Origin of the sequence: Streptomyces sp. NPDC001093 (assembly GCF_040298985.1) — a bacterium.
Classification (GTDB): Bacteria; Actinomycetota; Actinomycetes; order Streptomycetales; family Streptomycetaceae; genus Streptomyces.
Genome location: NZ_JBEPBF010000045.1, coordinates 1 through 14,209, shown reverse-complemented (window position 1 = coordinate 14,209; position 14,209 = coordinate 1). Strand labels below are relative to the sequence as shown.

Annotated in this window: 12 protein-coding genes and 1 pseudogene; 4 read left to right on the top strand and 9 right to left on the bottom strand. The window is 71.3% G+C overall.

Features of this window, described 5'->3' with window-relative positions:
- Positions 1–65: 65 nt before the first annotated feature.
- Positions 66–566, bottom strand: a complete 501-nt coding sequence (locus tag ABT288_RS22715; RefSeq protein ID WP_351610648.1) for a ribonuclease FAU-1 family protein — start codon at positions 564–566, stop codon at positions 66–68.
- Positions 547–1,476 (bottom strand): GNAT family N-acetyltransferase, encoded by a 930-nt coding sequence (locus ABT288_RS22710; RefSeq protein ID WP_351610645.1) that lies wholly within the window; start codon positions 1,474–1,476, stop codon positions 547–549. The genes ABT288_RS22715 and ABT288_RS22710 overlap by 20 nt, the downstream gene beginning before the upstream one ends.
- Positions 1,477–1,547: 71 nt before the next feature.
- Here ABT288_RS22710 and ABT288_RS22705 point away from each other — a divergent pair, with 71 nt between their 5' ends.
- Positions 1,548–1,916 carry a GntR family transcriptional regulator gene (locus ABT288_RS22705; protein WP_351610642.1) on the top strand — a complete coding sequence of 123 codons (369 nt, stop codon included), beginning with the start codon at positions 1,548–1,550 and terminating at the stop codon, positions 1,914–1,916.
- A 3-nt stretch (positions 1,917–1,919) separates the two neighbouring features.
- Here the strand turns inward: ABT288_RS22705 and ABT288_RS22700 are convergent, their stop codons facing one another.
- Together ABT288_RS22700 and ABT288_RS22695 are read right to left on the bottom strand one after the other, a co-directional pair.
- The gene (locus ABT288_RS22700; RefSeq protein ID WP_351610640.1) at positions 1,920–2,690 is read right to left on the bottom strand and encodes a DUF72 domain-containing protein; all 771 of its coding nucleotides are present in this window, start codon (positions 2,688–2,690) and stop codon (positions 1,920–1,922) included.
- Between the two features lie 15 nt (positions 2,691–2,705).
- Positions 2,706–3,815 carry a DUF5925 domain-containing protein gene (locus ABT288_RS22695; RefSeq protein ID WP_351610637.1) on the bottom strand — a complete coding sequence of 370 codons (1,110 nt, stop codon included), beginning with the start codon at positions 3,813–3,815 and terminating at the stop codon, positions 2,706–2,708.
- A gap of 130 nt (positions 3,816–3,945) precedes the next feature.
- On the opposite strand from ABT288_RS22695, the gene ABT288_RS22690 reads away from it, so the two are divergent.
- A complete protein-coding gene (locus tag ABT288_RS22690; RefSeq protein WP_351610634.1) occupies positions 3,946–5,364 on the top strand; it encodes a GH39 family glycosyl hydrolase in 1,419 nt (472 codons plus the stop codon).
- Positions 5,365–5,379: 15 nt separating this feature from the next.
- Here the strand turns inward: ABT288_RS22690 and ABT288_RS22685 are convergent, their stop codons facing one another.
- From ABT288_RS22685 to ABT288_RS22665, 5 genes are all read right to left on the bottom strand, one after another.
- On the bottom strand, positions 5,380–9,198 hold the full coding sequence (locus ABT288_RS22685; protein ID WP_351610632.1) for a lipopolysaccharide biosynthesis protein: 3,819 nt from the start codon (positions 9,196–9,198) through the stop codon (positions 5,380–5,382).
- Complete coding sequence (locus ABT288_RS22680) at positions 9,191–9,991, bottom strand: polysaccharide deacetylase family protein (RefSeq protein ID WP_351610630.1); 801 nt, start codon at positions 9,989–9,991, stop codon at positions 9,191–9,193. Before ABT288_RS22680 ends, ABT288_RS22685 begins: the two co-directional genes overlap by 8 nt.
- Positions 9,984–10,973 carry a glycosyltransferase family 2 protein gene (locus ABT288_RS22675; RefSeq protein WP_351610627.1) on the bottom strand — a complete coding sequence of 330 codons (990 nt, stop codon included), beginning with the start codon at positions 10,971–10,973 and terminating at the stop codon, positions 9,984–9,986. Before ABT288_RS22675 ends, ABT288_RS22680 begins: the two co-directional genes overlap by 8 nt.
- The gene (locus ABT288_RS22670; protein WP_351610625.1) at positions 10,970–11,791 is read right to left on the bottom strand and encodes a glycosyltransferase family 2 protein; all 822 of its coding nucleotides are present in this window, start codon (positions 11,789–11,791) and stop codon (positions 10,970–10,972) included. Before ABT288_RS22670 ends, ABT288_RS22675 begins: the two co-directional genes overlap by 4 nt.
- Positions 11,792–12,198: 407 nt before the next feature.
- Positions 12,199–12,597 carry a hypothetical protein gene (locus ABT288_RS22665; protein WP_351610622.1) on the bottom strand — a complete coding sequence of 133 codons (399 nt, stop codon included), beginning with the start codon at positions 12,595–12,597 and terminating at the stop codon, positions 12,199–12,201.
- Between the two features lie 240 nt (positions 12,598–12,837).
- Here ABT288_RS22665 and ABT288_RS22660 point away from each other — a divergent pair, with 240 nt between their 5' ends.
- Together ABT288_RS22660 and ABT288_RS22655 are read left to right on the top strand one after the other, a co-directional pair.
- Positions 12,838–13,632, top strand: a complete 795-nt coding sequence (locus ABT288_RS22660) for an SGNH/GDSL hydrolase family protein (RefSeq protein ID WP_351610619.1) — start codon at positions 12,838–12,840, stop codon at positions 13,630–13,632.
- Positions 13,633–13,717: 85 nt separating this feature from the next.
- Positions 13,718–14,209 (top strand): annotated as a pseudogene (locus tag ABT288_RS22655) (hypothetical protein); the annotation flags it as partial.

Here is a 14,209-nt window from a genome sequence, read left to right as displayed (position 1 = left end):
CCCGCTGTGCGGTGGCCTGTGCCGGGCGTGAGGTGGGCTTGCCGGGCGCGCGGTGGCCGAGGGTGTCAGCAGAGCAACTCCTCGAAGCCGCCCGCGCGGGCCAGCGCCTCCAGCTCGTCCAGGGCGGCCAGCGCGGCGGACGCGGCCTCCGGGTCCGTCCGCGACAGCCCGCTCTCCGCGAACTCGTCCTCGTCCAGTCGCCGTACGTCCCTGCCGTCGGCGGAGCGCCACAGGTCCAGGTCCAGGTCCTCCACGACCAGTTCACCGCCGGTGCGGACCGCCGGGCGGGTGACGTCGCAGTACCAGCCCTTGACCGAGCCGTCGGCGGCGCGCACCTCCTTCACCGAGTACCAGCGGTTGCGCCAGTAGTACTCGGTGAAGACATCGCCCGCCTCGAAGCGGACGAAGCCGAAGTCGCGGACGCCGGAACCCGCCCAGGGCGCGCGCACGGCGACGCGGGTGCCGTCGTCGCCGAGCAGCTCGGCCGGGTAACGGATCTTCGTCCGGCCCGCCTTGACCAGGACGACGTCCAGCCGGGCCGCCGGTTCAGCCGAGTTCGCGGACATAGCGCACCTCCGCCGCACAGATCTCGTACCCGAGCCACTTGTTGACCGCGAGCATCGGGCCGTTCCCGGTGTCGTTGCCCGTGAAGGCCTCCCGGAACCCGGCGGCACGGGCCCGGTGCAGGGAGTGGGTCTTGACGAGCTTGGCCAGGCCGCGGCCCCGCTGGGCGCGCGCGGTGCCGGTCATCGCGGTGAAGTAGCGGGTGCCCCCGTCGGTGTAGACCACGCTGAAGGCGACCGGACGGCCGTCGGCACAGGCGGCCACCGTCAACTCGCGGTCCAGATGCGGATGCTTCCAGTACTGCTCGATCCAGGCTTCGTAGTCCGTGTACTCGAAGTCGACGTCGCCCGGTTCGTCCAGCATGGTCTCCGCGTCCAGCTCGAACAGCGGCCGCGGGTCGTCCGCGAAGTCCGCGGCCGTGCGCAGCTCGACGCCCGGCGGGATCGGCGGGAGAGCGGGGAGGCCGGCGTCCGCCAGGTCGAGGCGGAGGAAGTGGGCGGACCGGCTGCCGCGATAGCCGTGCCGTTCCGCGAAGGCGCGGTTGGCCGGCTCGTCGAGGACCCAGCTGAGCAGCCTGGTCGCGCCCAGGGCGGCGAGGTACTCCTCGGCCGCCCGCAGCAGCAGCCCGCCGGCGCCGCGACCGGTCCGGTCCGGCCGCACGTAGATGTTCAGCAGGCCCTGGCCCGGCTCGGCGCTGTCGTGGGCCAGATGGACCTGGGCGGTGCCGATCACCTCGCCGTCCTCCTCCGCGACCAGCGGGCGGTAGCGGGCCTCGGGGGGCATGTGGGCGGCGTTGTGGCGGACCGAGTCCGAGGTGAACAGGATGTAGGGCAGGGCGAGATGGCGGACCTGGGCGAAGCCCTCGGTGTCGGCCGGGACGTCGGGTCGCAGGTCGCGCACGATCACTGTCATGGGTAGGCACCGTAGGCGCAGGCGTGCCGGGGATGCCTCCGATTTTCCGGCGGGTGCGGGACAATCGGCCCGTGAGCCTGAAGATCCGCATCGATGACAGCGCGCCCCCGTACGAGCAGGTGCGAGCGCAGATTTCCGAGCAGGCGCGGTCCGGGGCCCTGCCGGTGGGATACCGGCTGCCGACCGTGCGGGGGCTGGCCGAGTCCCTGAACCTCGCGGTGAACACGGTGGCCAAGGCGTACCGGGCGCTGGAGAGCGACGGGGTGATCGAGACGCGGGGGCGCAACGGAACGTTCGTGGCTGCCGCCGGCTCGGCCGCGGAACGCGAGGCCTCCCTGGCCGCCCAGGCGTACGCGGAGCGGGTGCGGCGGCTGGGGCTGGGGGAGCCGGAGGCGCTGGCCGCCGTGCGGGATGCCCTGCGGGCGGCCTACGGGGCCTGAGGGTCACCGGACTCTCGCGGGCTCCGGGATCCGTGTCACCCGCAACCCCGCCCGTCCCGCCGCTCTCCCGAACGTCACCGCGTCCCGCACCGCCGCACCCCCCGGATCGTTGTTGAAGTACGCGTACACGTCCTCCCCCCACTCCCAGGTCGTGGCGATGCGGTCGACCCACGTCTCCAGGGACCGCTTGCCGTAGCGGGGCCAGGGGTGGGCGCGGCCCTGGTGGAAGCGGACGTAGCCCCAGTCGGTGGTGCGCCACAGCGGGGTGACGGGGCGGGCCAGGACGTCCGCCCAGCACAGGGCCGCGCCCCGGCCCGACAGCACGTCCCGCACCTGTCCCGTCCACCAGGAGTCGTGGCGCGGTTCGACCGCGACCCGCGTACCGGGCGGGAAGCAGGCCAGGCAGGCGTCCAGGAGCGCGGGGTCGGCGCGCAGGGTCGGGGGGAGCTGGAGGAGGACCGGTCCCAGGCGGTCGCCGAGACCCGCCGCATGGCTCATCAGGCGGTGAACCGGTTCCCCGGGGTCCTTCAGGCGCTTGATGTGGGTCAGATAGCGGCTGGCCTTGACCGCGACCGTGAAGTCCTCCGGGACCCGGTCCCGCCACGCCTCGAAGTTCTCGCGGGACGGCAGGCGGTAGAACGCGTTGTTGATCTCCACCGTAGCGAAGAGGCGCGTGTACTCCTCCAGCCACAGCCGTGCCGGGACCCCGGCCGGGTAGACGAGGTCCCGCCAGTCCTTGTACTGCCACCCTGAGGTGCCGACGAACAAGGTCACAGCACCATCAAAGCACTACAGGTACAGCCCCGCGTCCGCGCCGTCCCGTGCCCCCGGCACCGAGGTCGGTGCCGTGCCCCGGCGCAGCGCGAACAGCTCGGCCAGCGTCGCCCCCTCCCGGCCGATGGCCTCCTCCCGGCCGTCGGCGTCGCTGCCCAGCCAGTTCACCGCCTCCCGGTGGGTCAGCCTGCCCACCTCGATGCGGGCCAGGCAGCGGCCGGGGCGGACCACGGCCGGGTGCAGACGCTCCAGGTCCTCGTTGGTGGTGACGCCGACCAGGACGTTGCGGCCCTGGCCGAGCAGGCCGTCGGTGAGGTTCAGCAGCCGGGACAGGGCCTGGCCCGCCGTGTGCTTGGCCTCGCCGCGGATCAGCTCGTCGCAGTCCTCCAGCAGAAGAAGGCGCCAGCGGCCCTTGCCCGCCGTGTCCTCCTCGCCGATCGCGATGTCCATCAGATAGCCGACGTCGGAGAAGAGGCGTTCGGGGTCCAGGACGCAGTCGACCTGGCACCAGTCGCGCCAGGAACGGGCCAGCGTGCGCAGGGCGGAGGTCTTGCCGGTGCCCGGAGGGCCGTGGAGGAGGAGCAGCCGGCCCGCGATGTCCTGCGGGGTCGTCTTCATCAGGCGGTCCATGGCCTCCGCCACCGGTGCCGTGTAGTTGGGCCGGACCTCGTCCCAGGTGCCCGCGGAGATCTGCCGGGTGGTGCGGTGCGGGCCGCGCCGGGGGGAGACGTACCAGAAGCCCATCGTGACGTTCTCGGGCTGTGGCTCGGGCTCGTCGGCGGCGCCGTCCGTGGCCAGCTCGAGGACGTTCTTGGCCAGTTCGGCGCTGGTCGCGGTCACCGTGACGTCCGCGCCGCGGTTCCAGCGGGAGACGAGCAGGGTCCAGCCGTCGCCCTCGGCGAGGGTGGCGCTGCGGTCCTCGTCGCGGGCGACCCTGAGCACACGGGCGCCGTCGGGCAGCAGGGTCGCTCCGGTGCGGACGCGGTCGATGTTCGCCGCGTGCGAGTACGGCTGCTCGCCCGTCGCGAAGCGGCCGAGGAACAGCGCGTCGACGACGTCGGACGGCGAGTCGGAGTCGTCGACGTGGAGCCGGATCGGCAGAGCGTCGTGTGGGTTCGCAGACATGCGGCCATGATCCGCCACCGGTGGGCTCCGCGCACGGCATTTCCTCCACTTGTTCCGGGTGTTCCACGACTGTTCCGGGTGTTCCCAAGTCCTGACGGAGGCGCTGCTTCCGCCGTTACTGTTGTCCTTGATGGGACGTCATGGGTGGGATTCGGATACTCGGCGGTGGCGGCTCACCGCCCTGCTCGGTGTGGGTGCGGCCGCGCTGGCCCTGGCCGTGACCCTGTTCGGCACGCTGTCCGGCGGGCCCAGCACGGCCGGCACCATACGTGACGGCGACAAGGTGCACGGCACCCCCGCCAGTCCCCGCGCGAAACCGGAGCCGTACGTCGGCTGGGGCTTCACCCACACCCAGTACAGCGCCGACGAGGGCGCAGGCGCGGCGACCGCGCGCGTGCGGCAACTGCTCGGGCAGAACGCCGGGCTGGCGCAGAACCAGCACATCATGGGCTGGGGCGCGGACAATCCCGAACCGGTCGAGGGGCGCTACGACTTCGGTGCCCTCGACCGCCGTGTCGACTTCATGCGCGCCTCCGGCGGCACCCCGGTGATCACCCTGTGCTGCTCCCCGGACTGGATGAAGGGCGGCAGGGCCGGGGTCGGGAACACGGACTGGAGCCGGGCCGCCCTGGAGACGGCGCCCACCCCCGACCACTACCAGGACTTCGCCGATCTCGCCGCCACCGTGGCCCGGCGCTACCCGGACGTGAAGCACTTCATCGTCTGGAACGAGTTCAAGGGCTTCTGGAACGACGCCAGGTCACGCTGGGACTACGAGGGCTACACCAGGATGTACAACCTCGTGTACCAGGCGCTGAAGAAGGTCGACAAGGACATCATGGTCGGCGGGCCCTACCTGGTGATGGACAGCGTCGACCCGCGTGACCAGAACGCCTCCACCGCCCTGAAGGGGCCCTGGGGCGCCATGGACCGGCGGGTGCTCGACGCCTTCTCCTACTGGAACGCGCACAAGGCGGGCGCCGACTTCACCGTGGTCGACGGCTCCAGCTACACCCACGACGACGACATGCTGCCCAACGAGTTCGCGGCCACCGACAAACTGACGGCGGTCAGCGCGTGGGTACGGCAGCAGACCCACGGGCTGCCGCTGTGGTGGGCCGAGTACTACGTGGAGCCCGGCGACGGCAACGACGACCGCAAGGGCTGGACCGAGCCGCACCGTGTCGCCGTACAGGCCACCGGGATGATCGCCATGGTCAGGGGCGGCGCGGAGTCCGGCTTCTACTGGAACCCGGAGGAGAAGACGGGCACCGACTGCGCCGGCTGTCTGTGGACGCCCACCGACAGCGCGGGCGGCGGCACGGCCCTGCCCATGTACGGTCTGGTGTCCCGGTTCGCCAAGGCGTTCCCGCCGGGGACGCGGTACGAGAACGTGTCCGTGGCGGCCGATGACGTGCCCGACGTCCGCGTCCTGGCGAGCGACAGGACCGTCCTCGTGGTCAACACGCAGAACCGGACCATCAGCGCCCAGATCGACGGCAAGCGGTTCGACATGCGACCGTACGAGGTGAAGTGGCTCGACCGCTGATCGGCCGAGCCACCCTCACTTCATGGTCAGGAACCGCTGCACCAGCGAGGCCAGCACCACCGCCAGCAGCGGCAGTGAGAACCAGAACGTGCCCTGCAGTAGCCGCAGTTGGCGTACACCGGGCCGCAGCGCGACCCGTACGACCTCCCGCGCGGCCAGCAGCAGGAGCAGGACGACGGCGGCCAGGGCGCCGACCACCGACCACGGGGTCCAGGTCACCTGCGGCCCGATCGGCCCCGGGTGCGGTTCCGGCACCGGGCCGGCCGGCTGCCTGCGCAGGGCGAACACCGTGACGTCGTCGTTGACCAGGACCTTCGTCAGCTCCTGCCGGTCGTCCAGGTTCTCGAGCAGCCGGGGCTCCCAGGTCGCGGAGTAGCCCGCGTCCAGCTGCAGATAGGTCACCTGACTCTTGTTGACCATCAGATACGAGTTCGGGCCGGCGTCCTTGAGCGCCTTGACCAGGCCCGACACCAGCACCGGGTCGGTCGGCGCGAGCGTCGGCACATAGTTCACCCGCTCCATGTCCTTCGCCCCCCACGGCATCGCCGGGGTCACGTCGTTGACCGTGTCCTGGGTCGGCCACAGCAGCCGCAGAGTCGGCTTGTCGTGGGCGTACACCCAGTTCATGGCCGCGACCTCGCCGGGGCGGGTGCGCTCGAACGGCTCGTTGCCCCAGCGGGCCACCAGGAACCCGCCCATCAGCAGCAGCCCGGCCAGCAGCGCGGCCAGCGGGGCGAGGCTCACCCGGTCCTTCTCGCGTTCCTGCGCGGTGACGCCGGTGCGAGGGAAGAGGGCGAGGGCGCCGAGCAGGGCCGCGCCGGGCACCGCGAACATGAAGACGCGCAGCGCCATCTCACCGCCGTACGACTGCATGCCGAAGCCCAGGAACGGCACGAAGGTCAGCACCAGCAGCGAGCGTTCGCGGTAGCGGTGGAAGCGCCGGCGCCACCAGCCCCAGCAGGCGAGGGCCATGACCGAGCCGGCCAGCAGCACCCGGGTGTACAGCACCAGCTTGTGGGTCGAACTGCCGCCCTGGATCCGGCCGGAGACGGACGTGGAGACATTGCTGCCGACCCCGCCGACCCCGCCGAACAGGTCGTTGAAGTGCCCCGACCAGTACGGCTCGGCCATGAAGCCCACCCAGACCGCGACCAGCACCGCGAACAGCAGCGGCAGTCCGCGCAGTTCGGACCGGCCGAGCAGGACCAGAGCAGCGAGCACGCCGAGCATGACGAACGGGGTGAGCTGGTGTGCGGGCACGCTCGCCGCGTACAGGCCGATCAGCACCAGCAGGAGCACCGCCCGCCGGCTGCGGTCGGCGGGTTCCACCTCGGCCTCGCCCGGACGGAACCTCGTCCAGATCACCCGCGGCGGGCGGAACCAGACCAGCAGGATCGCCACGAACATCAGGTACAGGAGGTAGGTGAAGCCCTGTGGGGAGAAGTAGTCCTGGCCGACCCAGCCGCACAGCACGAACAGCCAGACCCCGGTCCACTTCGCCCGCCAGCTCGCCCGCAGCGACCGGGTGAGCAGGAACATCGGTGCCAGACAGGCGAGCTGGACGGCGGTCGGCCACCAGCGGATGACCTCGGTGAAGTCGGTGACCCCGCAGGCCCGGCCGACGAACGCGGCCACCGCGAAGAAGCCCGGCCAGCTCCAGCGGGCGTCCAGGTCCGGTACGGCGGACCCGGTGCGGTCGATGTAGTCGATGAAGCCCAGGTGCTGCCAGGCCGTCGGGAACCGCGGCTCGGTCTCGATCACCGCGGGCAGCGCGTGCAGCGAGACGACCGTCGCCACCAGGGTGAGCAGCAGCAGCGTCCGGTGCTCGCGGCGCAGCCAGAGCAGCACAGCGAAGACGATCACCAGCAGGGCCGCTCCGACCAGCGTCGGCAGCGGCAGCACCGAGACCAGCCCGAGCCCGCCCATCCGGTCCAGGTCGGCCTCGCCGAGCCGGAGCGCGGGCACCCAGTACAGCAGCAGCGCGGCGATCAGCAGACAGCCGAGGACGACACCGGTACGGGTGGGCAGCAGCCGCTGCCGCAGCGACACGGGCGCGTCCCGTTCGGCGGTGTCCCCCTGGGCCTGCGCGCCGGGCGCGTCGATCCCTGCCACGGAGTCGATCCTCCCGACGGACGCGTCCAGTTCCTCCGCCGTGAAGGGCGCGTCGACCTCCGCCGCCTCGGCCTCCCGCAGCAGTTCGGCCTCCGCCGGGCCGAGTGAGGCCTCGGTGCCGGGCGTCCTCTCCTCCACCGGAAGACCGACCGTACGCGCCGGCGGCGGCACCGGCGTACCGGCGGGCGGGGTGCCGGGGCCCGGGCGGACGTCCGGCCGGCGCTCCACGTGGTCGAAGTCGACATGGATGCCGAGGGCGAGGGTGTCGGAGTCCAGCGCCCAGGCCGGGCTGTGCCGGCGCGCCGGGGCGGAGGCCGGGACCTCAGGTGCTCCCAGGTCGGCGAGGTCCCCGTCGGGCGCCGCCGAGTCGGACACGGCGTCGGACGCGGTCCGGATCGTCCTCCAGAGCCTCGGCGCGGCGAGCGCGGCGATCAGCGCGAGACTGGCTGCCTCGGCGAGGCCCGCGCCGGTCAGCCCCATCCGGGGCAGGAGCAGCAGGGTCAGGCTCAGCGTCAGGGCGCACAACAGGCCCTGGAGCCAGGCGAGTCCGGCGGTGCGGCTGCGGGCGCGCAGCACCGCGAAGTACGTCTCGATCACGACCCGCAGCATCGAGCCGACCGCCAGCCAGCGCAGCAGCGGGGTCGCCGCGTGCGCGTAGCCCGTGCCGAACACGCCGAGGATCCACGGCGCCCCGATGATCCACAGGGCCGCGATGGGCAGCATGATCCGGGCCATCCGCTTCAGCGCGGCTCGGGTGTAGGCGGCCAGCCGTGCCGGGTCGTGCGAGCCCTCGACCGTGAGGGACGCGCCCATGTTGATGGCGAGCAGGTCGGTCGTGCCGCCGATGGTGGTGGCGATGTAGAAGTACGCGTTCTCCGCCGAGCTGACCTGCGAGGCGACGATCACCGGAACCAGGTAGATCACCGCGAGGGAGAACAGCGAGCCGGTGTAGTCCCCGGCCAGGAACCGGCCGACCTGCTTCAGCGTCGGCGGCTCGGCGCGTCCCTCGGTCGCCCTGACGTGCCGGGGTGCCAGCCGGCGGAACACCAGCCAGCCCAGCGGCACCACCGAGGTGGCGATCGCGGCCACCCAGGAGACGAAGACACCGGTGGTCGGGATGGCGGCGGCGAACGCGACGAGCAGGGCGAGCTTCACGGCCGAGAACACGGTGTTGCCCACCGGCACCCAGGTCGCGCTGCGCAGTCCGGTCAGCACACCGTCCTGCAGGGTGAGCACGTTCCAGGCGATGACGGCCGCGATGAAGCCGAGCCCGTTGACCGTCCCGTGCAGGAAGCGGTACGACGGCCCCCAGGTGTCCAGGGTCAGCAGGAAGACGCCCGCCGCGACCGCCACCAGCAGGGAACTGCCCGCGTAGGTACGGAAGACGAGGGTTCCGGTGCGCTTCCCGGCCACCGGGATGAACCGGGCCAGGGCGCCGGTCAGGGTCACCGCGGTCAGCCCGGCGAGGAACTTCATCGCGGCGATGGCGGCCGAGCCCTGCCCGACCGCCGACTCGGAGTAGTAGCGCGCCGCGGCCAGCCAGAAGCCCAGTCCGAGCACGGCGGAGATGCCGGTGTTGAGCATCAGCGCGTAGGCGTTGCGGAACAGCGGGCTGCCGTCGGAGGACCGGCCGGTGCCGGGCAGCCGGAGGCGGCGCCCGGACTTGTGGGGCGGCTCGGCGCCGGTCGTCGTGGACTCGGTCGTGGTCGTCGTGTCAGACACGGGAACGGATGGCCTTCCGGCGGACCTGACGGGCTCTGCGGACGAGGGCGTAGCCCTTGGTGAGGGCGCGGTCCCTGGCGAAGGTGCGGGCGACGGCGCGGCCGTGGAGCAGCCGCTCGAACTCCTCCACGCCGGTGGAGCGCCGGACCGTGACCCGCTGCAGGGCGTACGGCCCCTGGCGGCGGCGGGCGAGGGCGTTGCCGACGGCGAGGGCCTGGACGTACCCGTCCTCGCGCACGGCCCGGCGGACCCTGCGGTCGGAGTAGCCGTAGGGGTAGGCGAACGACACCGGTCGTGCGCCGAGTTCGTCCCGGACGAGCTCCGTGCAGCGGGCCAGTTCCGTGCGCAGCGCCTCGTCGCCCAGCTGGTCGAGCTGTGGGTGGGTGTGGCTGTGCCCGCCGATCTCGACGCCGGCGGCGGCCAGTTCGCGCACCTGCGGCCAGTCGAGCATGGCGTCCAGGCCGCCCCCGGTGTCGTACGCGCCCCTGATCCAGCCGGTGGAGACGAACAGGGTGGCGGGGAAGCCGTTCTTGGCGAGGACGGGCAGCCCGTGCCGGTGCACGCCCTCGTAGCCGTCGTCGAAGGTGATCAGCACCGGCCGGGCGGGCAGCGGGCGGCCGGAGCGCCAGCGGGCCGCGAGGTCGGCGGTGGTGACCGGGGTCAGGCCCAGGTCGCCGATGAGCGCCATCTGCTCGGCGAAGGCCTCCGGCGCGACCGACAGGGCGCGGGTGGCGTCGTTGGGCGCGGTGGCGACGGAGTGGTACATGAGGATCGGTACGGGCGTGTCACTCACCTGTTCCCCCTTCGATCGGCGCCACCGAGAACGTCGTACCGCCCCGCCGCGCCCGCAGGCTGCCCAGCGCGTAGCCGCCGGCGGCGCTCAGCACCCCGGCGACGATCGCGCCCGCGCGTCCCGCGCCGCCCGGCCGGGCCAGCAGGGCGTCCCGCAGGCCACGGGCGACCCCCGCGGGCAGCACCCTGGTGGCGTACCGGCGTTCGGACTCCAGGCCCTTGTCCGCGCCGACGCTCTTCGCGACCAGCGCCTTGGACAGGCCCTCGGCGTAGGTGCGGGTGCGGAAGTAGGCGAAGTGCTCGCGGGGCTCGGGCACCCGGTGGTGGATCACCGCGCGGTCGTCGATGAGCAGGACGGCGTCGGGGCGGGCCCGGGTGAGCCGGATGCACAGCTCCGTCTCCTCGCAGCCCAGCGGGCGGCGGTCGCCGTCGCGGCCGATTCCGGTGGCGAAGCCGCCCGCCGCCTCGAACGCCGTACGCCGGAAGGAAGCGTTTCCTCCGAGGACGTTGCGCACTCGGACCCGGCCCGGCGGCAGCCCCTTGTAGGTGCAGCCCACCACCCAGTCGAACTCCTCCGGGAACCAGGCCGGCCGCCGGCCCGACGCCCAGACGGGCACCGTACGGCCGCCGACCGCCATGACGCGCGGGTCGGCGTAGCCCTCGGCGAAGCGGCGCAGCCAGTCGCGTTCGGCGACGGCGTCGTCGTCCAGGAAGGCGATGACCTCGCCGTGGGAGGCGGCGATACCGGTGTTGCGGCCGGCGGACAGGCCGCGGGGGCCCGCGTTGGCCAGCACCCGGACGCCCGCGCTCTCCTTGTACTCGCGCTCCAGCCGGTCCTTCAGGGCCGGGTTGTGGTCCACGACCAGGAGCGTCTCCAGCGCCGGGTACGACTGCGCGCGCACCGAGGAGACCGCCGCGAGGATGTCCTCCCAGCGGTCCTCGGTGTACACGCAGATCACGACGGAGATGCCGGGATCTCTCAAGACACCTCTCCCCGGACCGCGTCGAGCATCGGCGAGTGGTGTTCCTGGCGGCGCAGTTCGCGCCGGTTGGAGCGCTCCTTGAGGATGACCTTGAGCACCCGGAACCCGTCGCGCACGGCCCGCAGGTTGCTGGTGCCGTGGATGCGGAGGTACTCGTGGCTGGGGATCTCCTGGACCTTCAGGCCGGCCTTGACCACTCTGATGTTCATCAGCGTCTCGACCTCGAAGCCGGTGCAGTCGAGGTCGATCTTGCCGAGGCAGTGCCGCCAGAACGCGTTGTAGCCGTAGCACAGGTCGGTGTAGCGGGCGCCGAACTTGCGGTTGACGACCGTGCACAGCGCCCAGTTGCCGAGCTTGCGGATGAAGGTCATGTCGTCGGTGCCGCCGCCGTTGGCGAAGCGCGAGCCCTTGGCGAAGTCGGCGCCGGAGACCAGGGCGGAGACGTACGACACGATCTCGTTGCCGTCGGCGGAGCCGTCCGCGTCGACCATCACGATGATGTCGCCGCTGCAGGCCTCGAACCCGGTGATCAGGGCATCCCCTTTGCCCTTGCCCCGCTGTTCCACGACCTTGACGTCCGGCCACAGGGACCGGGCCACTTCGACGGTGTCGTCCGTGGAATTGCCGTCCACCAGGACGACTTCGTGTATCCAGTCCGGAAGGGTCTTGAAGACGTAGGGCAGGTTCTCCGCCTCATTCATGGCGGGAATCACCACGCTCACCGGCGGCGTGATCGCCAGGTGAGAGGAGATCGGCCGGTAGTGCGCGGCGATTAAAGGATCTTGGCCCGAACTCGGCGGGCGCAGGACGGAACTCATGAGTCTTTTCCCTCTCGTCCGGTGGACCGCCCACCCCCGGGCGGCCCGGCTCTGTGTCCGGTTCGAAAGGGGGGTTCTTCTCATCTTCGGCACGGGGAACCGATGTCGGAACCGATCTCGGGATCGATCTCGGAACTGATCTCCGTGTATGTCGATGAGCTGGCAAAGCTGGCCGGTATGCCGGAGAAGAACGGCAGCCGGTCGCGCGGCACGACTCGGTCACAGTTGCGGTCACCGAGTACGGCACCCCCCTACCGCGCCCCGCGCCGGTGGACGCCGCGGCCCTGAGCCCTCCCCTGGAGCCGTGTGCCGACGTGCCGGTGCGGGTGAGTTGTACGACGTTATTGACGATTGAACCCGAAAGGCAACCCCTGGGGGACTGCCTCACAGTTTTGTTGGTTTGGCCGTTACACAACTTTGGCCATTGCTGCTCGGGTTTGTGTGCGTTTTCCGGAAATTCGTTCCCGGATCAGGACCAGGAGCAGGAGCAGCAGACTCAGCACGGTCACCGCGACCACCCCGCCGCGGACCGACCAGCGGTGGACCGCGAGCATGCCCTGGGCAACCAGCATGTTGACGACGACCGACCCCGCAAGCGCGCAGAGCACCCGGCCGAAGGGATCCAGCCCGCGCAGCGCCGCGGCGAGCGCCACGGCCGGCGCCGTGATCAGGAAGAACAGGGTGCACGGGCCGCGCAGCGGAGAAGCGGAGTCGATGAGAGCGAGCGGCGCGCCGAACCCCGCGACGGCGGTCGCGGCTCCCGCGAGCAGCGGCAATGAAGATGTCTTGATGCGTATGGTCTGCATGACCGACTTTGCCCCCCGACGCGCCGGATGCCGGGCTTCAATGTGGCGCAGTTCATGTGGGGTCGTCAAGACGGTGGTTGTCGAACCGTCAACAGAACTGGCATGTCCATGCAATAGATGAGCGGTGAACGTTTCGCGTTGATCCTGTTGAGACCCCAAAAGTCTTGGCATGAACACTTCCCGTCAACACGCGTAGTTGCTACGACAGTTGTGGCAGAGATCCTGCTAAAGGGAGGTTCCATGAGACGTTCCCGACTTACCGGATTCGTTACCTCGCTCCTCCTCGCCGCCGGCCTCGGTCTCACCGGGGCCGGCCATGCGACCGCCGCCACCGGTGGCTATGTGGCCCTCGGCGACTCCTACTCCTCCGGAGTCGGCGCGGGCAGCTACATCAGCTCCAGCGGCTCCTGCGACCGCAGCACCAAGGCGTACCCGTACCTGTGGAACGCCGCCCACAGCCCGTCCTCGTTCGCGTTCAACGCCTGCTCGGGCGCGACGACGGACGATGTCATGGCGGGCCAGCTCGGCTCGCTCAGCTCCTCGACCTCACTGGTGTCCATCACCATCGGCGGCAACGACGCCGGCTTCTCCGACGTCATGACGACCTGTGTGATCCAGTCCGACAGCGCCTGCATCGACCGGATCAACACCGCGAAGGCGTACGTCGACTCCACGCTCCCCGGCAAGCTGGACACCGTCTACAACGCGATCAGCGCCAAGGCTCCCGGCGCCCGGGTGGTCGTGCTCAGCTACCCCCGCTTCTACCTGCTGGGCCAGACCTGCCTCGGGCTCTCCGACACCAAGCGGTCCGCGATCAACGGCGCGGCCGACTACATCGACGCCGCCATCCAGAAGCGCGCCCAGGCCCACGGGTTCGTCTTCGGCGACGTCCGCACCGCCTTCTCCACCCACGAGATCTGCTCCGGCGACTCGTGGCTGCACAGCGTCAACTGGCTCGACATCAGCGAGTCGTACCACCCCACCGCGGCCGGCCACTCCGGCGGCTATCTGCCGGTGTTCACGAACAACGCGTGACCCGAACGGGCTCGCCCCTCAGGGTGAACTCGTCGGTGAGCCCGATGCCGAAGCGGAGGCCCCGCCCGACGGGGTCTCCGTCGCCGTGCCCGTCGTACAGCCCACCGAGAACGGGACCGCGTTCGACGTGGTCTGCACGGGAGCGCGCACCTTCACACTGATCTGGTCCGCGGTCGTCCCGCTGCCGCGGTACACCGCCAGGGTCACCCGCACCTGCCGGCTCTTCCCGCCGCCGTCCGGGAACGACAGCGTGTGCCACCCCGGGTCGGACACCGAGCCGCGGGTCGTCACCCACCGGTACTCCACCTGCGCGGGCAGCCGCCCCACCGTGAACGTCGCCGTGAACGACGGTGTCTGCCCGTCCGGCGGCGGACAGCTCCCGGAGTACGTCGTGTGCGCGCCGGCCACGGTGACCTCCACGGACTGCGCCGGCTGTGCGCTCGACGACGTGCTGCCGCTCGGCGACGGCGGCGGTGTCGTGATGCCCGGCGGCCTGCCGCGCGGCGGCGACCACCTGGACTTCAACCTCTCCCATGCGGGGGGCTACAGCCTGCTCGGAATCGTCCGCAGGCACCGC

Coding starts and splice junctions, on each gene's coding strand:
- ABT288_RS22715 (WP_351610648.1), bottom strand. CDS start 566: ATGTCCGCGAACTCGGCTGAACCGGCGGCCCGGCTGGACGTCGTCCTG.
- ABT288_RS22710 (WP_351610645.1), bottom strand. CDS start 1,476: ATGACAGTGATCGTGCGCGACCTGCGACCCGACGTCCCGGCCGACACC.
- ABT288_RS22695 (WP_351610637.1), bottom strand. CDS start 3,815: ATGTCTGCGAACCCACACGACGCTCTGCCGATCCGGCTCCACGTCGAC.
- ABT288_RS22690 (WP_351610634.1), top strand. CDS start 3,946: ATGGGACGTCATGGGTGGGATTCGGATACTCGGCGGTGGCGGCTCACC.
- ABT288_RS22670 (WP_351610625.1), bottom strand. CDS start 11,791: ATGAGTTCCGTCCTGCGCCCGCCGAGTTCGGGCCAAGATCCTTTAATC.
- ABT288_RS22665 (WP_351610622.1), bottom strand. CDS start 12,597: ATGCAGACCATACGCATCAAGACATCTTCATTGCCGCTGCTCGCGGGA.
- ABT288_RS22660 (WP_351610619.1), top strand. CDS start 12,838: ATGAGACGTTCCCGACTTACCGGATTCGTTACCTCGCTCCTCCTCGCC.